Origin of the sequence: Vibrio sp. VP6 (assembly GCF_028823755.1) — a bacterium.
Classification (GTDB): Bacteria; Pseudomonadota; Gammaproteobacteria; order Enterobacterales; family Vibrionaceae; genus Vibrio; species Vibrio parahaemolyticus.
Genome location: NZ_JAPEID010000002.1, coordinates 162,323 through 184,502 on the forward strand (window position 1 = coordinate 162,323; position 22,180 = coordinate 184,502).

A 22,180-nucleotide genomic window follows, 5' to 3' on the forward strand; every position below is an offset into this window, starting at 1 on the left:
AGTCAGTCTCTCGGGAAAGTCAGTGTGGCGCAGAGGCCGCCAAACTGAGAATGGCTCAGCAACAAGTTGCCGCCATGAGCCTTTGCAATACTCTGTGAAATGGTTAACCCCAACCCACAGCCTTCTTTATCGTTGCTAGCGCGGAAGTATGGCTGGCAGAGCTTTTCAAGTAATAAATCGTCAACACCGTCACCGTGATCTTCAATTTCAATCTGGATCGACTCTGGGCTTTCACTCAGCGTAATGTCCGCTTGATGGCCGTATTTGAGCGCGTTATCGACCAGATTCTGAATGCAGCGCTTAATCGCTAACGGTTTACCAGCAAAGTGGGTGCGGATTTCACCGTGGATGCGAATTGTGTCCGGCGCATTGGCGGAAATGTGCTGAATCAGTTGGGTAAAATTGATCGGCTCGATTTCCTCGTGGATATCGGTCTCTTTAATGCATTGCAATGCGCCTTTGACCATCAAATCTAGGTCGTTACTCAGGCGGATAAAGCGTTCTCGGTCGGCGTCGTCATCCAGCATTTCCGCCCGCAGTTTTAGGCAAGCAATCGGCGTTTTCAGATCGTGTGAAATGGCACTGAACAGCATCTCGCGGTCTTTAATGTGGCTGTCGATGCGTCGGTTCATTTTATTAAACGCACGTACCGCCGCTTTCAGTTCGTTACTGCCTCGCTCAGAGACTTCGGGCACGTCTAATCGGCTCGACATCAGGGTTGCTGCTTTTGCCAGCTCTCGAATGGGTTGAATTTCTTTGCGAACGATAAACCAGGTACACAGCAACAGCATTAGCGCGGACACCAATAGCGTCAGCCATTGGCGCAGCTCAAAATAGTTAGTCTCTAGGTTGATGTAAGGCGCGGGTAGCACCGCCGCGAGATAAAACCATTCGTTCTGTGCGACTTCGACCTGCATCACCAGAATCGGTGGATTGAGGTCACCAAACGAAAGCGAATAATGCGCCCACAATAGTGGCAGTTCATCGATAGGTAGCTCGTTGTTGAACACTTTGAGTTTGTCGCGCTGGGTGAACTCCACCTCGATATTAGGAATGCCGCTCAGCTCGCTTTCTAATACCTCGCGAACTTGGTTGATGACCAACGTTTTGCGTTCGCTTTCTGGCAGCGGGTCGACGTCGATCTGGTGGTTGTTGAGTGAGACGAAAAAGCGCGTGCCGCCCATATTGCGTAGTTGATTGAGCACCAAGTGGCGATATTCAGAAGGGAGGGTTTGAAAGAAAGCGATGGTGGAAGAAGCGCTCAGTGCTAAGCTTTTGACCGTGGTGGTCAGGCCTTCTTTATCGCGTTTGCTGGCGTGTTGATACCAGATAATTCCGGATAATACCTGCGCCAAAATGATCACCAGCAACAGGAACACACTGGTGCGAACGACCAGTGATCCCGTCCAGCGTTTAATTCTCATAATGCACGTCCGTGGTTAGCATGTAGCCTTTGTTGCGCACCGTTAGGATCAGCGAGCGGTCTTTATCTTCAAGGTGATGACGCAAGCGGCTGATCTGCACGTCAATGCCGCGTTCAAACGGGTCGGCATCGCGTCCCCAGATCTCGCGCGCAATATCATCGCGCGACAAGATCGATTGTGCGTGGTTGACGAATAAACCAAGTAGCGACAAATCCGCGCCACTCAGTTGTTTGACCTCGCGGCTAGCAACGTGGGTCAGTTGCCGAGTTACTGTATCTAACAACCAGTCGTCAAAACGCACTTTACGCGTCAGTTTGCTATTGGCGGTCGTTTGGCTGCGTCTCAGAATCGTTTTGATGCGCGCGAGCAGTTCACGCGGACTGAATGATTTGGTGATGTAGTCGTCAGCGCCCATTTCTAGCCCTGCGACTCGGTCGGCTTCTTCAGTGACGGCGGTCAGCATGATGATCGGGATATCGGAATTTTTGCGCAGTTTCTGGCACAGGGTAAAGCCGTCTTCACCGGGCATCATAATATCGAGGATGATTAAATCAGGATGGTGATCGTTGAGCAGTTGCCACATCACGCCGCCGTTTTCCGCGCAAAGCACTTCAAACCCTGCGCGGCCAAGGTAATCTGACAACGCTTCGCGAAGGTCGAGGTTGTCATCGACGACCAGTATCTGCTTGTTTTCCATCCTACTTTCCCTGTGCCTGTGCTTAGCGCTGGCCAATATGATGCATTCTTAAACGCCCATGCACAATCGAGCCGATTACAATTTTCACTTCTCAGTGTAAGAGATTTGTAAGCGGCCACTTACAAACTGATTGCCTTTTGTAACCTTAGGCGCCGCCTTGCTCGCTATGATCATCCTGACCTTACGTGAAACAACATGACCTGAAGGAATCAGGTCCTACAACACTGGCATTCGTCAGGAGGAAACCATGTTTGCAAGTATATTTGGACAACTACAAAAAATAGGGCGGTCGTTGATGCTGCCTGTGGCGGTGTTACCAGTGGCTGGCTTGATGCTGGGTATTGGTAACGCGGGTTTTGCGTTTATTCCAGACGCGGTCAACAAAGTGATGCTCGCCGCCGGTGAAGGCGTGTTCGGCAACATGCAGTTGATGTTTGCGGTCGGTGTGGCGCTCGGGTTATCAAAAGGCAATGACGGTGCCGCTGCGCTCGCAGGCTTAGTTGGTCTGATCATTATGAACGCATCGCTCGGTATCGTGACTGGCTTGCGCGGCATAGAAACTGACGCCACCATTATGGGCGTTGAGACGCTGCAAACCGGGGTGTTTGGCGGCATCTTTATCGGTGCGGTCGCGGCAATCATGTACAACCGCTTCTACAATATCAAACTGCCGGAATATTTGGGCTTTTTCGCGGGTAAGCGATTTGTGCCCATTGTCACCGGTTTATCGGCGATCGTCGTTGGTGCGATTCTCGCGTTTGCATGGCCACCTGTCGGACAACTTCTTGATGCATTTTCTCATTGGGCAGCGTACCAAAACCCTGTACTCGCGTGGGCGGTTTACGGCGCGGGCGAACGTTCATTACTCCCGGTTGGTTTGCACCACATCTGGAATGCGCCGTTCTTCTTTGAAGTCGGCAGCTATGTAGACCCAGAAACCGGCAAAGAGTTTACTGGAGAGCTCACTCGCTTCTTCGCGGGCGATAAAACCGCGGGTTATCTGTCTGGTGGCTTTATGTATTCCATGTGGGCGCTACCAGCAGCGGCACTGGCGATTTACCACTGCGCGTCTCCAGAGCGCAAGAAAATCGTCGGTGGTTTGATGATGTCAGCGGCGTTGACCTCTTGGTTAACCGGTATCACAGAGCCAATCGAATTTACCTTCTTATTCGTCGCGCCAGTGCTGTACGTGATTCATATTTTCTTGACTGGTATTGCGTTTGCGATCACCGCATTTTTGGAAATCAAACACAGTACTGACTTTGCGCACGGCGCGATCCAGTTCTTCCTTTACTACCCAATGTCGAGCAACGCATGGATGTTCATCATCATCGGTCCAATCTGGGCGACGCTGTACTATGGCTTGTTCCGCTTCCTAATTGTGAAGTTGGATCTAAAAACGCCGGGTCGCGAAACCGACATTGCAGAAGTGAAGATCGCCGGACAGCCTGATGAAATCGCGGTAGATGTAGTGGCTGCATTGGGCGGCAAAGCCAATATTAAGTCAGTCGATGCGTGTATCACCCGTCTGCGTGTCTCGGTAAAAGACATTGCCAACGTTGATGTTGCTAAGCTAAAAGCGCTCGGCGCGCGAGATGTGTTAGTGATTGGCGACAGTTTACAAGCGATTTTCGGTACGCAGTCTGACTCAATTAAGTCAGAAGTACACAGCGTACTCGCCACCTCCTGATCTTACCTCCCCCAATCTAGGTAAGATTTGCCAACCTCCTTGTGAGGTTGGCTTTTTCGTTTTCGGAGTAAAAAAAGCGAAGCCAATAACCAGCCCTACTTCGCCGCCGCGTTGGTTAAATTGCCCAGCACGCCGCTGATTTTGTTCAATACCTCGTCACAGCCTTCAATATGATGGCGCTGCTTTAAATACATAGGATCGTTATAAGCTAACCACGTTTTGCCTTCTGCATCTTCATACACCAACACTTTTTGGGGTAAATCGAGCGCCACTTCCTGCGCACAGATCATCAGTGGCGTGCCCACTTTAGGGTTCCCAAACACGATAACTTCAGTTGGTCGCAACGTCATATCGACTTTCGTGGCATTCTCTTGATGGTTAATGCGCGCAAAGACGTTCAACCCTTTTTCTTGCGCGATAGCGACAAATTTATCCGCCGTATCTTTTGCTGAATGCGTGCTCGCAACGGTTACCACACCCTCACAAGCCAACGCACTCAATGACGTCAACGCCACGACCAACCCGATGATTACTTTTTTCATTTGTCGTCCCTTCCTCTTTCTGAGTCGAAAACTAAATATAGAAAAACCAAGTGTAGGAAAACTATAGAAGTCAGATTCCGCTATCGCGAATTGCACTCTACCCACTCAAGAGTCGACCGTGTAACACGGATTAATTGATTCAGATTAATAAAGCATTAACTAGCCGAGCATCAAAAGCGTGAAATACGTAACATTTGCAGCCTATTTTAGTAAGAAAGAGAAAAGTAGTGACACGCGATCAATTTGAGTTATTAGCACCCGGTGGTGATTTAGATTCCATCAAAGCCGCCATTGCCGCTGGCGCCGATGCAATTTACTGTGGGCTCGACCGCTTCAATGCTCGTAACCGAGCGACCAACCTCACCTTAGATAACTTAAATGGCGTGTTAACGTTGGCCCATCAGCACAGCTGTAAGATTTTCCTAACGTTGAATGTGCTGATTTTAGAAAGTGAAATTCCAGCGATTGTTCGCTTACTCAGCCAACTGAACACCACCAAAATCGATGGCGTGATCGTGCAAGATCTCGGTCTGGCCTACATTCTCAAACATCACTTTCCCGATTTGGATGTGCACGCTTCAACGCAACTAAACACGCATAACGAAGGTCAGACCCTCTTTCTCAACCAGCTCACCGCAAGCCGAGTAAACTTATCTCGCGAACTTAACATCGATGAAATAAAACATCTGGCGCAATTTGGTCGCGAGCACAACGTAATGATGGAAGTGTTTGTCCACGGCTCATACTGCATCGGATTCTCCGGAATTTGCTATATCAGTTCCGCTCGCAATGGTGCATCAGGTAACCGTGGACGCTGCAGCCAACCTTGTCGCGAACAGTACGAAACGACCAAAACGGGCAACAACTACCCACTCAATATGAAAGACAACTCCGCCTTTGGGGACGTGAAAGCGCTTGCCGATGCTGGCGTGTATTCATTAAAAGTGGAAGGACGAATCAAGAAATCGCACTACGTCTATACCGTGGTCGATAATTGGCGTCAGCAAATCGATCGCTTGTGCGAGGGTTTGGAACTCTCTGAAGACACCACCGAGTTATACACGGTGTTCAACCGCGATTTCTCCAACGCATTTTTGCAAGGTGATTTCGGCAAGGCGATGTACATCGACAACCCGCGCGACCACGCTGTAAAGCATTTTTCGAAGGTTTATCAATGCCAATCTGCTGATGATGTGCAAGCGGTGAAAAAGAAACTCTACGACGACAAAACCGCGATCATTGAGAAAGTGGCAGAGCAAACTAAGTCGTTCGATGTCACTTCAACACAAGTATCCGGCAGCAGCTTGAAAGGGTCGATTGATGTACCAACTCTGCCAGCGTTACCTCAACCAGAACCTCGCCAAGGAGCGCCAAAACTATCGGTTCTGATCTCGTCAGCACAAGAAGCCATGCTGTGCGAATACCACGACATTGATGTTTACTATCAATTGCCAATGGGATTGTCTGGTGAACTGAGCGCGATGATTGAATTGTTCCAAGCCAACCCAATGCTCAAACCTTGGTTCCCTGCCATTTTGATTGGCGAAGACTACTACGCCGCTCGTGTATTTTTGGACACAATCCAACCTGAATTGTTGATCACCAACAACTCAGGCGTCGGCATGATCGCAAAAGAGCTCGGCTTAGGCTGGGTGGCAGGCCCACAAATGAACACGGTGAACTCATACGCGTTTAAATGCCTTCAATACGAGTTCGCGGCAAGTGGCGCGTTTGTTTCTAACGAGCTGAATATGAAGCAGATGCGCCATATCAAGCGTCCGAAAAACATGCGCAGCTTCTACAGCATTTATCATCCAAATACCCTACTCACGAGCCGCCAATGTTTGTTCCAACAAACCGAAGGATGCCGTAAGGTGAAGGTCAACAAAGGTTGTTTGAAACGCTGTGATAAACGCACGTCTATCATCAACTTAAAAGACAATCCTTACGTGGTGCAAAAACAGAAAGGCAGCCACAATTCAATCTACAGCGAGCACAACGTCTTAAACCTGCAAGTGCTGCACGATCTGCCGCAATTGTTTACCGATGTGTTGATCGATCTGCGTGATATCCAGACCGAAACGAAAGTCTCAGCAAGCAAACCTGAGTTGATTGACGCGTTCTTAGCTCTACTTGAAGATCACAGTGAACAAGCCGTCCAAACGCTGAATGCCATGATTCAACCAACAGCCAACGCGCAGTATTTGAAGGGGTTGTAGGGTTTGATTCGAGAGCTAAACCCAAAACAGCCATAAAATCATGGCTGTTTTGGGCTTGTGTTCACTTGGAAGTGATACCAAGTAGAAAGAGCATTATGCGCGGCTGGTTTGTTTGTAGCGGTCAAAAATAACAGCAGCAAGTAATATTGCACCGCGCACGACGTATTGCGCGAATGGTGACATGTTAAGAAGGTTCATTGCATTTTCGACTGTACCCAAAATCAGCACGCCAGCAATCACGTAAGAGACTTTACCGATACCACCTTTTAGCGACACACCACCAAGGACACAGGCAGAGATAACCACCAATTCAAAGCCCACTGACGTCATAGGCTGACCACTGGTCATACGCGCCGCCAAAATAACCCCCGCCAATGCCGAGATAAAGCCAGACACGGTGAAGATAATCATCTTAGTTTTCACGACATTCACACCCGCTAAGCGAGCCGCTTCTTCGTTGCCCCCAATCGCGAGCGTGTTACGACCATAAACGGTGCGATTCAGCAAGAAAGCAAAGACTCCAAAGGTAATGATCGTCAACCAAATCGGCGTTGGGATACCAATGAATGATGAGTTACCCAGTGCAAAGAAGCTCTCTTCTGTGATGCCCACTGCTTTACCATCTGAGATGATGTAGCCCAAGCCTCGTGCTATCTGCATAGTCGCCAAAGTGGTGATCAGTGCGTTGATTTGCAACTTAGCAATGACAAAACCGTTTAACAGACCAAAAGCAACGCCAGAAAGTAGACCTGCGCCCACACCAAGTACCACGCTGCTGGTTGCGTTAATTGCGACGGCGGTAACCACACCAGAGCAAGCAATGATGGACGCGACCGACAAATCCAGATCACCACACGCCAAGCAAAACAGCATGGCACACGCCACCATGCCACTCATAGAGATCGCCAAACCCAGACCTTTCATATTGATGAACGTCGCGAAGTAAGGCACAAAGAAAGCACACAATAAAAACAGACCAGCGAACACCATCAGCATGCCGAATCGGTCCCAAATCCCAGCAAAATTCCATGAACGCTTCGCGTCCTGTTGTTCTAGTATTTTCGTAGAGCTTGTTACAGACATAGGATATTCCTTTATTATGCAGCAGCTTGGTTGTTGCCCAACATGGCTAAACTCAAAGCAGTTTGTTCTTTAAACTCATGGCGCTGTAGTTCACCTGTTACCGCACCTTCTTTCATCACCATTACGCGATCGGATATACCAAGAACTTCTGGCAAATCACTCGACACCACCAGCACAGTGACACCGCGCTCAGCAAGATTGAAAATCAGTTCGTAGATCTCTGATTTCGCACCAACGTCAATACCTCGTGTTGGCTCGTCCAACAAAATCACACTCATATCGGTGGAGAGCCAGCGGCCTAAAATCACTTTTTGTTGGTTACCACCAGACAACTGCCCTATAGCCTGTTGTAGTGAGGCGGTTTTAACGTTCAAAGCCTTACGTTGCTGCTCTGCGTTGTCTCTTTCCCATTTGAAATCGATCAAACCGCCCAATTTCAAATTCCATGGACGAGCACTGATGTTGGTGTTCTCTTCCACCGAGAGAATAGGAACGATAGCGTCCGCTTTACGGTCTTCTGGGCATAACGTAATGCCTGCGCGAATCGCATCTTGTGGACTTCTGACACTGATGGGCTGCCCATGAATGTAAATTTGTCCGGCTTGCGCTTTTTCCGCGCCGAAAATGAGACGGGTTAGTTCTGTTCTCCCTGCCCCAACTAAACCAAACAGACCCAGAATTTCACCTTGACGAATATCGAGTGAGACTGGTTGGGTTAACCCTTTGCCTTCAAGGTTTTCAATGCGTAGGCCACTTTCGCCGAGAGAACGCGAACGGTAGTTGTAGATATCGTTGATTTCACGACCGACCATCAGCTCAACCAATTTTTCATGGGTTAAGTCGGTCATGTCGTCAAATGTTTGTACATGTGTCCCATCTTTGAAGATGGTAATGGCATCGCACAAATCGAAGATCTCTTCCATACGATGGGAAACGTACAGAATGATTTTGCCGTCATCGCGCAGTTCGCGAATAACTTTGAATAAGTTTTGAATCTCGCGTTGAGACAAACTGCTGGTTGGTTCATCAAACGCGATAATCTGAGCATTGCGGCTTAGTGCTTTGGCAATTTCCACCATTTGCCACTGGCCGATAGAAAACTCTTTAAGTGGGCGAGAAGGATCAAAATCCTCCCCCAAACGTTTTAGCTGTTCTCGCGCTCGAGCGTTCAATGTTTCCACATCTACACGGCCACCTTTTGTTGGCAACTGACCTAGGTAGATGTTTTCTGCCACACTAAGCTCAGGTACCAAGTTCAGCTCTTGGTAAATAATGGCGATACCTTGCTCAAGCGCATCAGTCGCTGAGTTGAACACCAAAGCTTTACCATCGACGACCAACTCGCCTTCAGTAGGTTGGTGTAAGCCACTGAGAGTTTTAAGCAACGTTGATTTACCTGCACCGTTTTCACCCATTAGCGCATGAATGCTGCCTTTGTTGGCGCGAAAACTAATGTTGCTCAATGCCTTAACTCCTGGGAAATGCTTCGATATGTTGCAAAACTCAAGGTAAGAAGGGGAATTTATCATGATCATTCTCTCCGTTTCCCGAAAGAGCGGCGGTCATTGCACCACCGCAAATAGGCTTAAAGACCTTTTTTCTGTAGCTCTTCACGGAAGTTGTCGCGAGTGATCAGCACAACATCGGTGACTTCCACAAACTTCTCTGGCTGCACATCTTCTTTCACCCATTTGTAAAGTGATTCGATGCTCTTAAAGCCGTGCACGTCAGGGCTTGGCAATAGTGAGCCAAAGAAACCCGTAGCGTTTGACTTCGCCAACTCATTCACGGCATCGACACCATTAATACCAATACCAATCACGTTTTCAGCGGCAAAACCTTGGCCTTCAGTCGCGCGTACACCACCTAAAACCGTGTTGTCGTTCATACCAACAATCAGCCATTGCTTAACCTTCGGATATTGAACCAACAGTGAGTTAGCGGCATCTAACGCACCTGGGATGTCATTCGTTTTGGTCGGAACACGGTAGATTTGAGATTTAGGAAAGCCAGCATCTTCAAGTGCTTTTACAGAACCATCCACACGGCGACGAGCGGTATCTAGTTCGTCAGCAGTAATGGCCATAACACCTGTTGTAGCGGCATCCCATCCACGATTCGTCATCTCTTTAAACAGCTCTGAGCCCTGACGGTAACCAATTTCACTCGCCGCCATCATCACTAAAGGCACCTCTTTCATCGGTTCGCCTTTCGCGTTTAGAAACTGATCATCAACAGTAATGACTTTCAAATCGTAGCTTTTCGCTTTGGCCATAATCGCAGGGCCAAGCTTTGGATCTGGCGTACAAATGACAAAACCTTTCGCCCCGCTGGCAGCAAGCGTATCAATCGCATTCAGCGTTTTTTCACCATCAGGCACGGCCATCTTGACCAATTCAAAATCGTATTGCTTCGCTGCTTTTTCCGCAAAAGACCACTCGGTTTGAAACCAAGGCTCTTCCGGCTGCTTCACGAGGTAACCAAGTCTGACGTTATCGTCATTGGAGCCAAAAAAAGCGTTAGCAGAGGCACTGAGCATTGTCATGCCAGATAGGGCAGCGATTGTGAGTAGTTTTTTTAATTTCATTGTTATCCATCCACTGGTAGAGGTGAGTGTTCGCTGTACATATTTGTGCATCCTTGACCATTTGTTAGTGATAAAAATCACAGCGGGAAAATGTAGCAATTTTGTCCATTCATTTAGCTACAGAGGCTATGAAGCAGCTCTCAATTGTGCGACTAGCAACTTTCAAATATCGCTCAAACCCCAACGCGAACGTTAATCATGGTCGAAAACACTTAATTTTTGAGCAATATATAAAGGTGTTAAAAAGGACACAAAAAACACCCAGTGACGTTTTTGTCCATAAACTTAGCAACCCTATTTATGGGATAACCCACCTGCTCTGGCTATAACAACAAGTAGATTTAGTTTGCTGACCAAAAGTTGGAGTTGTCATGGACACAATAAATACACATCAGCAGCATGTAATTGGTTTGGACTTCGGATCGGACTCCGTACGTGCGCTTATTGTTAATGCCGAAACAGGCCAGGAAGTTTCCTCGTCTGTGGTGTACTACTCACGATGGATGAAGGGGCTCTATTGCCAACCTGCGCAATCGCAATTCAGACATCACCCGCAAGATTATTTGGATGCAATGACCAGCGCGATCCAAGAGGTACTGGCAACAGTGCCACAGACTCTGGCCGATTCTGTTGTCGGCATAGGCGTCGACACAACAGGCTCAACCCCAGCTCCAATAGATGAAAACGGCACTGTTTTGGCGCTGCTTCCTGAGTTTGAGCACAACCCAAATGCAATGTTCGTCCTCTGGAAAGATCACACATCCGTAGCCAAAGCAGATCGAATTAATGAACTCGCCCATTCGGGAAAATTCACCGATTACACGCGTTACGTCGGCGGTGTGTACTCTTCAGAATGGTTTTGGGCAAAAGCGGCTTGGGTCAGCGAACAAGATGAACAAGTTGCAAAACGTGCTTTCAGCTGGGTCGAGCTGTGTGATTGGATCCCAGCAATTTTGGCTGATACTCAACATCCACAAAAATTGCGTCGTGGCATCTGCGCTGCTGGACACAAAGCGATGTGGCATGAAAGCTGGGGCGGACTACCTGAACAAGCGTTTTTAAGCGCAATTTCACCGACGTTAGACGGTATTCGCGACCGTATGTTCACAGAAGTCTTTACCTCCGATCAGGCGGCCGGGTACCTATCAAAAGCATGGGCAATAAAATTAGGCTTACCAGAAGGCATCGCGATTGCAATCGGCGAGTTTGATTGCCACATGGGCGCCGTTGGTGCCGGTGCTGGTGCCAACGATTTAGTTAAAGTCATCGGCACTTCTACCTGTGACATTTTGATGGTTGAATCACAAAACGTCGGTGACCGCACTATTCATGGTATTTGTGGTCAAGTCGAAGGCAGTGCCATGCCCGAGTTGCTAGCACTTGAAGCCGGACAGTCCGCTTTTGGCGACATGTATGCCTGGTTCAAAAACGTCTTAATGTGGCCACTACAGGCTTATGCCGAACACAATCCAGACTTTGCCTTAACTGCCGAAGAAATTGCTTCAGAACTTTTGCCGATGCTCTCGCAAGCTGCCGAGCAGCAAGGTATCGACCAATATACTCCGGTTGCAATGGATTGGCTCAATGGCCGCCGAACCCCTTACGCAAACCAGCGTCTTAAAGGTGCCATTTGTGACTTAAACCTTGGTAGCTCATCACCTGCAATTTTCTCCGCACTCGTAGAATCCACTGCGCATGGCGCAAAAGCGATCGTCGATTGCTTTATTGAACAAGATGTCACTGTCGAACGCGTCATCGCCATTGGTGGCATTGCGCAAAAATCCCCTTACGTGATGCAAATGTGCGCCGATGTGATTGGTCGCGACATCATCGTGGTCGAATCAGATCAATGTTGCGCATTGGGGGCAGCGATTTTTGCAGCCGTCGCAGCTGGCGTTTACCCGACGACTAAATCAGCACAAGCCGTGATGGCAAGTCCTGTTCGTCAAACCTACTCACCAACACCAAAAGTGCAAACATTGCGAGCACAGCGTTACGCGACGTATCGCGAGCTTGGGCAGCACATGGAGCAGATTGCGGAGTTTCACCAATCGCAGGAGCGTGAAGATGTCTGAACAAACCGTCTGGAATGATGCGAACTCATTAGTCGAACGAATCAAAACGCTGCGTCACCAAGTCTGGCAAGCCAATATGGATTTACAACGTCATAACCTTGTGACGTTCACGTGGGGCAATGTGTCAGGCATCGATAGAGAATCTGGATTGGTTGTTATCAAACCCAGCGGTGTTGAGTACTGCGAACTGAATGCTGAAAACATGGTGGTGGTCGATCTGCACGGCCAAGTGGTTGAAGGGAAACTCAACCCATCTTCCGACACGGCCACGCATCTAGAGCTTTATCGCCATTTCCCGGAGATTGGCGGCATCGTTCACACCCACTCTCCTCAGGCAACGGCATGGGCACAAGCAGGCAGAGCCATTCCCGCGTTGGGCACAACTCATGCGGATTATTTCTACGGACAAATTGCGTGCACTCGCGCCTTGAGTGACGAAGAGATCGCGCACAACTACGAGCTCAACACTGGCAAAGTCATCGTCGAAACCATCGGTGATTCAAACGTTATGGCGTCACCCGGAATTTTGGTCAAAGAACACGCACCTTTTACTTGGGGTAAAAGCCCTGCTCAAGCGGTTCACAACGCCGTAGTGGTTGAAGTTGTCGCTGGCATGGCTTTGCAAACACTGCAAATCAATGCCGAGGTAGACACTCTTAACCCTTCGCTTCTCGACAAACATTATTTACGTAAGCACGGCGCGAACGCCTACTACGGTCAAAGCAAAAAATAAGGAAACATGATGAAGATTTTCAACGACAAACAAGTATGGTTTGTAACAGGCTCTCAGCATCTGTACGGCCCACAAGTATTGGAAAGCGTTGCGCAAAACAGCGAAGAAATCATTGCAGGATTAAATTCGTCTGATGACATTTCAGTTTCTATTGCTAACAAAGGCACAGTAAAAACACCGGATGAAATTCTCGCAGTATGCCGCGCAGCCAATAACGATCCTGACTGTATCGGCTTGATGCTGTGGATGCACACTTTCTCTCCAGCCAAGATGTGGATTGCCGGCCTAACCCAGCTAAATAAGCCATTTTTACACCTTCACACCCAGTTCAACGCGGCGCTACCATGGGATGAAATCGACATGGATTTCATGAACCTCAACCAAAGTGCGCACGGTTGCCGAGAGTTTGGCTTCATTGGCACCCGTCTGAATATTGAACGTAAAGTCGTAGTCGGACACTGGCAAGAACCGCAAGTGCATAGAGATATCGACGATTGGTGTCGCGCCGCTATTGGTGTGAATGCAGGTCAGCACCTGAAAGTCGCCCGCTTTGGCGACAACATGCGCCAAGTCGCGGTCACGGAAGGCAACAAAGTCTCTGCGCAAATCCAGTTTGGATATGAAGTGAATGCGTACGGTCTTGGTGAGCTCAGTGACGTAGTCAACTCGATATCAGATGCGGATGTAAATCACCAGCTAGATGAATACGCATCCGTGTATGAGATGTCTCCAGACTTGTTCAACGACTCTGATTTGAAAAAGCTGATGACGCAAGAGGCACGTTTAGAACTTGGGATGGAATCTTTCCTCAAATCTGTTGGAGCAGGCGCTTTCACCAACACGTTTGAGAACCTAACTGGCTTAACAAATTTACCAGGACTAGCAACGCAGCGCTTAATGGCTAAAGGTTTTGGTTACGGCGGAGAGGGTGATTGGAAAACCGCAGCAATGACGCACATCATGAAAGTCATGGGGCAAGGCAAACCGGGCGGTACATCTTTTATGGAAGACTATACCTACAACTTCGGCGAAAAAGGGCAAGTGTTAGGCGCTCACATGCTAGAAGTTTGTCCAACTATCGCAGCAGCGAAGCCAAGATTGGAAGTTCATCGTCACACCATTGGCTGCCGTTGCGATATTCCACGCTTAATTTTCAGCGGCCAATCTGGTGAAGCGTTAAACGTGTCGATTATTGATCTTGGCGATCGCTTTAGAATGATCGTCAACGTGATTGATACCGTCACACCACCACAGTCACTGCCACATTTGCCTGTAGCTCACGCGCTTTGGGAACCTCAGCCCAACTTAAATATCGCAGCAGCTGCGTGGATTCACGCTGGCGGCGCACATCACGCAGTGTACAGCCAAGCTGTCACATTGCCGATGCTTGCCGACTACGCTGAAATCCTTGGCATCGAAATGGTTGTGATTGACAACAGCACCAACTTACGCCAGTTCAAACAAGAATTGCGTAACAACGGAGTGTATTACCGTCTCGGTTAAACCACACAAATGTGCTCCCGCTTAGGGAGCACTTTGGAGTCAATTAGTGAATGATACAGACGTAGAAACCGTGCCCACTTTTCAACTGGAAAAAACTCGCTGGACGCTCAACCTTTCCACTGAGCAACCAGCGAGTTTCGAGCTACAGCGGGATGGTAAAACGCACTTTATCGGCACCATGGAAGTATTAAACAACGGACAACTCATTGCCGTTCACGATGCTGATTGGCGCTTTAGGCACAAGCCAGAAAAGCTCGAACAATGGTGTCAACTGCACCATTCAGAAACCTTATCCATCAATATGAACTACTACTTTGCTGATGATGCTCTCGTGATCGAGTATTTGGCGAGAAACACGGTTCCAACTCGCCTTGATATCCGTCATACCATCAAACAAGTTGTCGATTCACCTGTCGAAGACAACGAGCAAGCGCGAAGTGCGAAGTGGCAGCACCAAAGAGATGGATTACCAAGTGACTTCTTATCGAAAACCGCTAAGACGGACTTTTTCCGAGAAGCCTTTTCTGCCAAACAATGGATCGTTCTAGAAAACTGTGAGGAATAACGACGACAGTTTTTCCGCTCCAGAATAGACTGATGAAAAAGTAAATTAGTTGAAATATGCAAAACAACGACCCTTTAAAACCCGGCTACAACTTTGACGCACACCTTGTGGCTGGGCTTACCCCCATTATCGAAGGCGACGAGCTCGATTTTGTGATTGATCGTCCGAACGGGATGAAAGGGTTCATCATCAACATCACGAGCCAAGGTGAAGGAACGATATTTCATGGTAATGATGCTTTTGATGTCAAAACCGGGGATTTATTACTGTTTCCACCAAGCGCAACGCACTTCTACCATCGTAAAAAAGACAACGCATCATGGTTTCACCGCTGGGTCTATTTTCGTCCTCGTGCCTTTTGGAATGACTGGTTGTGTTGGCATGAACAACGAAGTGGTGTGTATCTCACTCAAGGATTAGATAACAGCACTATTTCTCAGATTGAACGCCTATTCATCGACATTGAGTACATTTCCAAATCAGACATGCCTTATCGAGATGATCTCGCGATTAACTTACTGGAACAACTACTGATTCGTTGTAAAACCATTCAACCTGATGTGGTGAGCAAACCGTTAGATCCTCGTGTTATTGAAGCGATGAACTACATGACGCAGAACCTGAATCAAAATTTCACACTAGAAGACATCGCTGATTTCACCTGCCTGTCCGCCTCACGCTTAGGGCATCTATTTCGAGATGAAGTAGGCATGACCATTACTCAATGGCGTGACGACCAACGTATTAGCCGAGCGAAACAATTGTTGGTCACAACCAACTATTCGGTCAATCACATTGGTCGTATCGTTGGTTATACCGACCCACTCTACTTTTCTCGCGTATTCAAACGTAAAGCTGGCGCAAGCCCCAAGTTGTATCGAGAGCAGATTAGTTGAAGGTTATCTTGAACACTCACTGTGCACTGACTACAATAGCGCACTTTTTACGGAATTTAGGTCACAAACATGACAGATACAGCAAAACCAGCTCTACCAGATCGCCTAGCAGGTAACCCACGCAGCCCATTCTTCATCAAAGAATGTTTTGAGCACCAAATCGGTATCCGTTTCAACGGTAAAGAGCGCACTGACGTAGAAGAATACTGCGTGAGTGAAGGTTGGGTAAAAATTGCGTCTCCTAAAGCAAAAGACCGTTTCGGTAACCCAATGCTGATCAAACTGAAAGGCGAAGTTGAAGCGTACTACGTGTAAGCAACTCTCGTTCAGTCGAATCTAAAAAGCTCGAGTCTTACTCGGGCTTTTTTAATGCCTACGTTTTGTTGCATTCGCACTGTTTATCTTTTAAACCAAACAGTTACATGACAAATAATTAGTAAACCATTTTCGTGATCCTACTTCGTGTTTTGGCGATAAAGGTCGCTTGGCTCGGCAGCTTTGAGATTCGTTTCACAGTTTATTCATGAGCCAAACCTAGACTGAAAAAATCCACCTTTCTAATTCGAAAAATAACAAAACTAGGATTCACCCATGAAGAAGAACCTCCTGGCTATCGCCCTTGGCAGCGTAATTGCGCTGACAGCAGCCCCTTATTCACTGGCCGCCAACGATTCTACAATCCAATCTTCCGCAGACTACTCGCAACTGGTGACCAAACGTCAAGTTGTCGACCAACTTTTGAATGACGCCGTGGAAGCCTTTAAATCGCCGGCGCGTATATCTCACGCTGGTTTTACCGCGAAAATGCCGAGCAATATGGAGATGGTTACCGACCGATTGCTAGAAGCTTACCAACTTGAGCCATACCGCACCGACCTACTCATTTCTGCGGCAAATGCGCAGATTTACAACAAGAACGTCGATCGAGCAATTGAACTGTTCGAACAAGCCTTGGCAGTGGCGCCGGACGATGCAGATTTACACGCTTATCTTGCGGTGTGGCAGCGCTTTAAAGGCAATCAAGCCGAATCAGATCAACACATGACAACGCTGGCCAAACTGAATGCTGGTAAAGCAGCAGACATCAAACGCATCTTCGACACAGTAGATCGCATTTTGGCAACGCCGCTGAAAGAGAAAGCCGATAAAGGCAAACTGGACAACAAAGGGGCGATCGTCACACTGGGATACGCACTGAATCCGGATGGTTCAATGCACCAAATCTTGGTTGAGCGTTTGGAAACCACGTTAGCAATGGCGAAAGCGAACCCAGATGCGATAATTATTTTGACGGGCGGCGTACCAAAGAACCACAAAACCGAAGGTAAATTGATGGCGGACTGGCTGATTGAAAAAGGAGTCAGCAAAGACCGCATCATCGAAGAAAACTACGCCACCAGCACGGTGGGCAATGCCCTGTTCAGCAGCTACGCCTTGGCGCGCCACAACATCAAACACGCGACCATTATCAGCTCGGCAAGTCACGTGCGTCGTGGTCAAACCTTGTTTGAAATCGCTAGCTGGCAAACTGGCCCGCAGGGCATCACTTTCGACACCGTAAGTTACCCTGACAAACCCCTCAAAGACTTAGCGAAAGCCAGCGATAGCGAACTACTTGGCATTTACCGCGATGCGCTGCGTACTTACGGTATGTGGAGTTATCGCTCTTACCCGTTGGAGTCGCGTTAACCCTTATCGCCCTATTCAAATCGAAAAAAGCCTGCACGTTCGCAGGCTTTCTTGCATTAGAACAGTGTCTAAAGCGATTAAATCGCTTCACCATTTACTGTAACGGCGACGTCAATGTTGCCACGAACGGCATTTGAGTATGGGCAGACTTGGTGAGCAATGCGCGTCAGCTCTAGTGCTTGTTCTTGTGGTAGGTCTAACTCTGCCGCGAGGCTAACGGTCAACGCAAAGCCACCGTTTTCATTCGGGCCAATGCCTACTCCAGCTGTCACAGGTGCGCTCTTTAGCGCTACTTTTGCTTCACGCGCAACGTGCAAAATCGCGTTAGAGAAACAAGCCGAGTAACCCGCTGCAAACAGTTGTTCTGGGTTCGTTGCTGCGCCTGTACCACCCATCTCTTTTGGATAAGCAAGTTCAAGATCCAGCAGACCATCGTTGGTTTTTACTTGACCATTGCGGCCAGCCAGAGCAGTAGCTTGAGTTTTGTATAATGTTGTCATGCGAATATCCTCTTTAATTTAAGTTGCGCACAATTTAATTGCTTGCAACCTTACATCGAAACGACGATAGTTTGCAACTATATTGTGCACAATTTATTTTTATCGCCTTTATCGAGATTAAGCCCATGAGCCAGTGTTACTCCCCAAGTACATTGAATGCAGACGAAAAATTGTTACTAGAGAATCAAGTCTGCTTTCCGCTATACAGCGCTGCTAACGCTGTGATTCGCGCGTACCGACCGTTGTTGGACGCACTTGATCTCACCTACTCGCAGTACTTGGTAATGATGGTGTTGTGGGAAAAAGATGGCACAAGCGTAAAAGAGTTGGGCTCACAGCTTCACCTCGATTCAGGAACGCTCACCCCGTTGCTAAAACGCTTAGAAGCAAAAGGCTTTGTGAGCAGAGGAAGAAGTGAAACCGACGAGCGCGTACGCGTATTGAACCTTACTGAAGCAGGCAGAGCACTTAAAGATCAGGCGAAATCCGTCCCTGATGCCATTGCCTGTAAGTTCACGTTGGATCTAGAAGAATTGGTGACGCTAAAAACGCTCTGCGAGAAAGTGCTCGATAAGCTCAGCTAACCGCCAAGCCCTTTATAAACGCCTCTCAATAGCTAAAAGCCTGCCATTGCAGGCTTTATTGATCTCATTGCTTTCAGACACTCTTTCTACTGTCATTCTTCAATAAAACCAATCAACTTCTCGCGTCTATAATCGGATTTCCCTATTAGCGAAAATAGGATTTGTCTATCAATAGGATAGTTACAAGCGATTTTCCTTAAACACAATCCGATGCGAATATACTTTCCGAAAGCAAGAACTGCTCACCCTAAAACATTCTGAGGAAAGTAAAAAATGATTAATACAAAGATCAAACCATTTGCAGCTACAGCATACAAAAACGGCGAATTCGTTGAAGTAACAGAACAAGATGTTCTAGGCAAATGGGCTGTATTCTTCTTCTACCCAGCAGACTTCACATTCGTATGTCCGACAGAACTAGGTGACCTAGCAGACCACTACGAAGAGCTACAAAAACGCGGCGTTGAAGTGTACTCAGTATCAACAGACACACACTTCACTCACAAAGCTTGGCACGATAGCTCAGAAACAATCGGCAAGATCCAGTACTACATGCTTGGCGACCAAACAGGCAACATCACAAACAACTTCGGTGTGATGCGTGAAGGTCAAGGTCTTGCAGACCGTGCAACGTTCCTAATCGACCCAGAAGGTACTATCCAAGCAATGGAAATCACTGCTGAAGGTATCGGTCGTGACGCAGAAGACCTACTACGCAAAGTGAAAGCAGCTCAGTACGTAGCAGCGCACCCAGGCGAAGTTTGCCCAGCAAAATGGAAAGAAGGCGAAGAGACGCTAGCTCCTTCTCTAGACCTAGTAGGCAAAATCTAAGCCACTGAATTTAAGCTCAATTTGACATGCTAATTGACGCTTAACTTAGAGAGCATTCCAGGTTAGATACCTTGACGACCTTCTGCCTGGTTTGCTCTCTCCCTACTGATTTTATCCAGAGTAACCACTCTTTTGTTTATTTAAGGTAACAACAACTATGTTAGACCAAGCGATCCAACAACAACTCAAACAATATCTGGCTAATGTAAAAGAAGACGTTCGTCTAGTGGTTAGTCTAGATGAAAGCAAAGCATCGAATGACATTCTGTCTCTAGCGAACCAAATCGCAGAGATGAGCGACTTTATCACCGTTGAACGTGACGACAACGCAAGCGCACGTAAACCAGTGATGACGGTGACCAACCCAGTAAAAGGCACAGCACTCCGCTTTGCTGGCTTACCAATGGGTCACGAATTTACCTCTCTGGTTTTGGCATTGCTGCACTCTGGTGGTCACCCAATCAAACTAGAGCCGGAAGTGATTGAACAAATCGCAGCGCTAGATAAAGAGTTGGAAGTTGAAGTGTTCATTTCACTGTCGTGCCAAAACTGTCCAGACGTTGTACAAGCGTTCAACATGATGGCGGCGATCAACCCGAAAGTGAAAGCAACCATGATCGACGGTGCACTATTCCAAGATGAAGTGAAACAACGCGACATCATGGCAGTACCAAGCGTATTCGTAAACGGAGAGCTATTCGGTCAAGGCCGTATGTCTCTAACTGAAATCCTAAACAAAGTGGATGACGGTGCGAGCGAGAAAGCAGCCAAAGCACTGAGCGAAAAAGACCCATACGACGTGCTAGTTGTCGGCGGTGGCCCTGGTGGTAGTGCAGCAGCACTATACGCAGCGCGTAAAGGTATTCGCACTGGCGTTGTCGCTAAACGCTTCGGTGGTCAGGTGATGGACACTATGGCAATCGAGAACTTTATCTCGGTAAAGCGTACTGAAGGTCCAAAACTGGCGACTGACCTAGCAGAGCACCTAAAAGAATATGACGTAGACGTCGTGACTGAGCAACAAGCGCAAAAACTGATGGGCGCAGCACACACAGATGATGGCTTGATTCATATCCAACTTGAAAGCGGCGCAACGCTGAAAAGTAAGAGTGTCATCCTAAGCCCTGGTGCACGCTGGCGTGAAATGAACGTTCCGGGTGAGCAAGAGTACCGCAACAAAGGCGTCGCGTACTGCCCACACTGTGACGGCCCACTATTCAAAGGCAAGAAAACCGCGGTTATCGGTGGTGGTAACTCAGGCATCGAAGCGGCTATCGACCTTGCAGGTATTGTTGAGCACGTAACCGTTCTTGAATTTGCAGACGTACTTCGCGCAGACCAAGTGCTTATCGACAAAGCGAACTCACTACCAAACATCGACATCATCACGATGGCACAAACCACAGAAGTAGTGGGTGACGGTACTCGCGTAACAAGCTTGAAGTACAAAGACCGTAACACAGATGAAATCAAAGAGATTGAACTGTCAGGTATCTTTGTCCAAATCGGTCTAGTACCAAATACAGAATGGCTAAAAGATTCAGAAGTAGCGCTTTCTGAGCGCGGCGAAATTGAAGTCGGTAGCCGTGGTGAAACCAGCCTAGAAGGTGTCTTCGCAGCCGGTGACGCAACGACGGTTCCTTACAAACAGATCATCATTGCGATGGGTGAAGGTGCAAAAGCAAGCTTAGGCGCGTTTGACTACCTCATCCGTAAGCAAGGTTAATCTCCAAATTTCTTGAACACAAAGCGCACGGTGCGGTGTTTTCTTCCCCGGAAAACCAATCGGGGCACCGTGTAGAACGGAGTGGCAAGAAAGAAAAGCAAAAACCTAGAAGCCCAAAGACTTTGCCAGCAGGTACTAACTGCTGGCTTTTTTGGTTTTTGGAAGGGTTACATGCACCTAACCCAACTCTCAGATTCAAAGTACCCACCCCACCGAACCTCTCCATGCATCAAGACCCAAAGACATCAACACTAAAAATTTTAAAAAGCTCTTTACCTCAACTTAACTTGAGGTTTTAGCATGTTCATCGTTGGCTAGGAAATGACAAAAAGGAGCACATCATGATCCAACTAGAACATATTAATTTAGTCGTGAAAAACATCCCTGAAATGCTGAAGTTTTATCAAACTGCATTTCCACATTGGTACGTGCGTGACGAGGGGGAAGGTACATGGAGCGGCAAGCATAGAAACTGGCTGCACTTTGGCGATGAGTACCAATACATTGCGATGAGTGACCACGGTGAAGGGGAGAACCGCGATTTGGGTGGCCATCAAGTTGGACTAGCGCATTTTGCTTATGTGACCAACAACGTCGATGCCATCATCAAAAGACTGACCGATGCAGGTTACCCGATTGCCCAACCCGGGGCTGATGAGCCATACCGCAAGAATGTGTATTTTGTTGACCCTGCAGGTTTTGAGATCGAATTTGTTGAATACCTGGCGGATGATCCAAAACTTCGTAATCTGACAAGCTAAAAAGACTTAAATAACAAAACGCCAGCAGATGGTGACTGCTGGCGTTTTAGTTTATCTATTAGGTTTCTTTATCGC

General features: G+C 47.9%; 20 protein-coding genes. 13 read left to right on the top strand and 7 right to left on the bottom strand.

The window, feature by feature from the left end; all coding sequences use genetic code 11:
* Window positions 1-2 precede the first annotated feature (2 nt).
* Both OU793_RS01985 and OU793_RS01990 read right to left on the bottom strand, forming a co-directional pair.
* Window positions 3-1,424: an ATP-binding protein gene (locus OU793_RS01985; RefSeq protein ID WP_140103034.1), complete on the bottom strand. Its 1,422-nt coding sequence runs from the start codon at window positions 1,422-1,424 to the stop codon at window positions 3-5.
* On the bottom strand, window positions 1,414-2,121 hold the full coding sequence (locus OU793_RS01990; protein ID WP_021450481.1) for a response regulator: 708 nt from the start codon (window positions 2,119-2,121) through the stop codon (window positions 1,414-1,416). Before OU793_RS01990 ends, OU793_RS01985 begins: the two co-directional genes overlap by 11 nt.
* A 247-nt stretch (window positions 2,122-2,368) precedes the next feature.
* Here OU793_RS01990 and ptsG point away from each other — a divergent pair, with 247 nt between their 5' ends.
* Window positions 2,369-3,811, top strand: a complete 1,443-nt coding sequence (ptsG, locus tag OU793_RS01995; protein ID WP_159404237.1) for a glucose-specific PTS transporter subunit IIBC — start codon at window positions 2,369-2,371, stop codon at window positions 3,809-3,811.
* 95 nt (window positions 3,812-3,906) lie between these two features.
* Here the strand turns inward: ptsG and OU793_RS02000 are convergent, their stop codons facing one another.
* Window positions 3,907-4,353, bottom strand: coding sequence for a DUF302 domain-containing protein (locus OU793_RS02000; protein WP_140103036.1), 447 nt, complete (start codon window positions 4,351-4,353; stop codon window positions 3,907-3,909).
* 227 nt (window positions 4,354-4,580) lie between these two features.
* Between OU793_RS02000 and OU793_RS02005 the strand changes: the two genes are divergently transcribed.
* Entirely contained in the window at window positions 4,581-6,572 is a 1,992-nt protein-coding gene (locus OU793_RS02005) for a U32 family peptidase (protein WP_140103037.1), read from the top strand.
* A 93-nt stretch (window positions 6,573-6,665) separates the two neighbouring features.
* Here OU793_RS02005 and araH read toward each other — a convergent pair whose 3' ends face one another.
* The 3 genes from araH to OU793_RS02020 are packed head-to-tail and all read right to left on the bottom strand — an operon-like array spanning window position 6,666 to window position 10,242.
* Window positions 6,666-7,655 (bottom strand): L-arabinose ABC transporter permease AraH, encoded by a 990-nt coding sequence (gene araH / locus OU793_RS02010; protein ID WP_005477508.1) that lies wholly within the window; start codon window positions 7,653-7,655, stop codon window positions 6,666-6,668.
* 14 nt (window positions 7,656-7,669) lie between these two features.
* Window positions 7,670-9,184, bottom strand: coding sequence for an L-arabinose ABC transporter ATP-binding protein AraG (araG, locus tag OU793_RS02015; RefSeq protein ID WP_180793839.1), 1,515 nt, complete (start codon window positions 9,182-9,184; stop codon window positions 7,670-7,672).
* 56 nt (window positions 9,185-9,240) lie between these two features.
* Window positions 9,241-10,242 carry an arabinose ABC transporter substrate-binding protein gene (locus OU793_RS02020; RefSeq protein WP_005460652.1) on the bottom strand — a complete coding sequence of 334 codons (1,002 nt, stop codon included), beginning with the start codon at window positions 10,240-10,242 and terminating at the stop codon, window positions 9,241-9,243.
* Window positions 10,243-10,613: 371 nt separating this feature from the next.
* Here OU793_RS02020 and OU793_RS02025 point away from each other — a divergent pair, with 371 nt between their 5' ends.
* The 7 genes from OU793_RS02025 (at window position 10,614) to OU793_RS02055 (ending at window position 17,703) form a co-directional block, all read left to right on the top strand.
* Window positions 10,614-12,317, top strand: a complete 1,704-nt coding sequence (locus tag OU793_RS02025) for a ribulokinase (RefSeq protein WP_005460432.1) — start codon at window positions 10,614-10,616, stop codon at window positions 12,315-12,317.
* Window positions 12,310-13,050, top strand: a complete 741-nt coding sequence (locus OU793_RS02030; RefSeq protein ID WP_005460645.1) for an L-ribulose-5-phosphate 4-epimerase — start codon at window positions 12,310-12,312, stop codon at window positions 13,048-13,050. Before OU793_RS02025 ends, OU793_RS02030 begins: the two co-directional genes overlap by 8 nt.
* Window positions 13,051-13,059: 9 nt before the next feature.
* Window positions 13,060-14,553, top strand: a complete 1,494-nt coding sequence (gene araA / locus OU793_RS02035) for an L-arabinose isomerase (protein ID WP_025501716.1) — start codon at window positions 13,060-13,062, stop codon at window positions 14,551-14,553.
* 46 nt (window positions 14,554-14,599) lie between these two features.
* The gene (locus OU793_RS02040; protein ID WP_005500066.1) at window positions 14,600-15,118 is read left to right on the top strand and encodes a hypothetical protein; all 519 of its coding nucleotides are present in this window, start codon (window positions 14,600-14,602) and stop codon (window positions 15,116-15,118) included.
* Between the two features lie 56 nt (window positions 15,119-15,174).
* On the top strand, window positions 15,175-16,014 hold the full coding sequence (araC, locus tag OU793_RS02045; RefSeq protein ID WP_020841561.1) for an arabinose operon transcriptional regulator AraC: 840 nt from the start codon (window positions 15,175-15,177) through the stop codon (window positions 16,012-16,014).
* A gap of 69 nt (window positions 16,015-16,083) precedes the next feature.
* A complete protein-coding gene (locus OU793_RS02050) occupies window positions 16,084-16,329 on the top strand; it encodes a DUF3297 family protein (RefSeq protein WP_005460424.1) in 246 nt (81 codons plus the stop codon).
* 276 nt (window positions 16,330-16,605) lie between these two features.
* Complete coding sequence (locus OU793_RS02055; protein ID WP_140103039.1) at window positions 16,606-17,703, top strand: ElyC/SanA/YdcF family protein; 1,098 nt, start codon at window positions 16,606-16,608, stop codon at window positions 17,701-17,703.
* Between the two features lie 77 nt (window positions 17,704-17,780).
* Here the strand turns inward: OU793_RS02055 and OU793_RS02060 are convergent, their stop codons facing one another.
* On the bottom strand, window positions 17,781-18,203 hold the full coding sequence (locus OU793_RS02060) for an organic hydroperoxide resistance protein (RefSeq protein WP_021452879.1): 423 nt from the start codon (window positions 18,201-18,203) through the stop codon (window positions 17,781-17,783).
* Window positions 18,204-18,328: 125 nt separating this feature from the next.
* Between OU793_RS02060 and OU793_RS02065 the strand changes: the two genes are divergently transcribed.
* The 4 genes from OU793_RS02065 (at window position 18,329) to OU793_RS02080 (ending at window position 22,105) form a co-directional block, all read left to right on the top strand.
* Window positions 18,329-18,787: a MarR family winged helix-turn-helix transcriptional regulator gene (locus OU793_RS02065; protein ID WP_017447146.1), complete on the top strand. Its 459-nt coding sequence runs from the start codon at window positions 18,329-18,331 to the stop codon at window positions 18,785-18,787.
* A 273-nt stretch (window positions 18,788-19,060) separates the two neighbouring features.
* Window positions 19,061-19,618: an alkyl hydroperoxide reductase subunit C gene (gene ahpC / locus OU793_RS02070; protein ID WP_005395542.1), complete on the top strand. Its 558-nt coding sequence runs from the start codon at window positions 19,061-19,063 to the stop codon at window positions 19,616-19,618.
* 157 nt (window positions 19,619-19,775) lie between these two features.
* On the top strand, window positions 19,776-21,344 hold the full coding sequence (ahpF, locus tag OU793_RS02075) for an alkyl hydroperoxide reductase subunit F (RefSeq protein ID WP_054390893.1): 1,569 nt from the start codon (window positions 19,776-19,778) through the stop codon (window positions 21,342-21,344).
* A gap of 341 nt (window positions 21,345-21,685) precedes the next feature.
* Entirely contained in the window at window positions 21,686-22,105 is a 420-nt protein-coding gene (locus tag OU793_RS02080) for a VOC family protein (RefSeq protein ID WP_005500076.1), read from the top strand.
* The last annotated feature ends 75 nt before the right edge of the window (window positions 22,106-22,180 follow it).

Excerpts from the sequence above, each read along its gene's own strand:
- OU793_RS02080 (WP_005500076.1), top strand. The coding sequence starts at position 21,686 with ATGATCCAACTAGAACATATTAATTTAGTCGTGAAAAACATCCCTGAA.
- araH (WP_005477508.1), bottom strand. The coding sequence starts at position 7,655 with ATGTCTGTAACAAGCTCTACGAAAATACTAGAACAACAGGACGCGAAG.
- OU793_RS01985 (WP_140103034.1), bottom strand. The coding sequence starts at position 1,424 with ATGAGAATTAAACGCTGGACGGGATCACTGGTCGTTCGCACCAGTGTG.
- OU793_RS02060 (WP_021452879.1), bottom strand. The coding sequence starts at position 18,203 with ATGACAACATTATACAAAACTCAAGCTACTGCTCTGGCTGGCCGCAAT.
- ahpF (WP_054390893.1), top strand. The coding sequence starts at position 19,776 with ATGTTAGACCAAGCGATCCAACAACAACTCAAACAATATCTGGCTAAT.
- OU793_RS02000 (WP_140103036.1), bottom strand. The coding sequence starts at position 4,353 with ATGAAAAAAGTAATCATCGGGTTGGTCGTGGCGTTGACGTCATTGAGT.
- OU793_RS02020 (WP_005460652.1), bottom strand. The coding sequence starts at position 10,242 with ATGAAATTAAAAAAACTACTCACAATCGCTGCCCTATCTGGCATGACA.
- OU793_RS02065 (WP_017447146.1), top strand. The coding sequence starts at position 18,329 with ATGAGCCAGTGTTACTCCCCAAGTACATTGAATGCAGACGAAAAATTG.
- araG (WP_180793839.1), bottom strand. The coding sequence starts at position 9,184 with ATGATAAATTCCCCTTCTTACCTTGAGTTTTGCAACATATCGAAGCAT.
- ahpC (WP_005395542.1), top strand. The coding sequence starts at position 19,061 with ATGATTAATACAAAGATCAAACCATTTGCAGCTACAGCATACAAAAAC.
- OU793_RS02025 (WP_005460432.1), top strand. The coding sequence starts at position 10,614 with ATGGACACAATAAATACACATCAGCAGCATGTAATTGGTTTGGACTTC.
- OU793_RS02055 (WP_140103039.1), top strand. The coding sequence starts at position 16,606 with ATGAAGAAGAACCTCCTGGCTATCGCCCTTGGCAGCGTAATTGCGCTG.
- OU793_RS01990 (WP_021450481.1), bottom strand. The coding sequence starts at position 2,121 with ATGGAAAACAAGCAGATACTGGTCGTCGATGACAACCTCGACCTTCGC.
- ptsG (WP_159404237.1), top strand. The coding sequence starts at position 2,369 with ATGTTTGCAAGTATATTTGGACAACTACAAAAAATAGGGCGGTCGTTG.
- OU793_RS02030 (WP_005460645.1), top strand. The coding sequence starts at position 12,310 with ATGTCTGAACAAACCGTCTGGAATGATGCGAACTCATTAGTCGAACGA.
- araA (WP_025501716.1), top strand. The coding sequence starts at position 13,060 with ATGAAGATTTTCAACGACAAACAAGTATGGTTTGTAACAGGCTCTCAG.
- OU793_RS02050 (WP_005460424.1), top strand. The coding sequence starts at position 16,084 with ATGACAGATACAGCAAAACCAGCTCTACCAGATCGCCTAGCAGGTAAC.
- araC (WP_020841561.1), top strand. The coding sequence starts at position 15,175 with ATGCAAAACAACGACCCTTTAAAACCCGGCTACAACTTTGACGCACAC.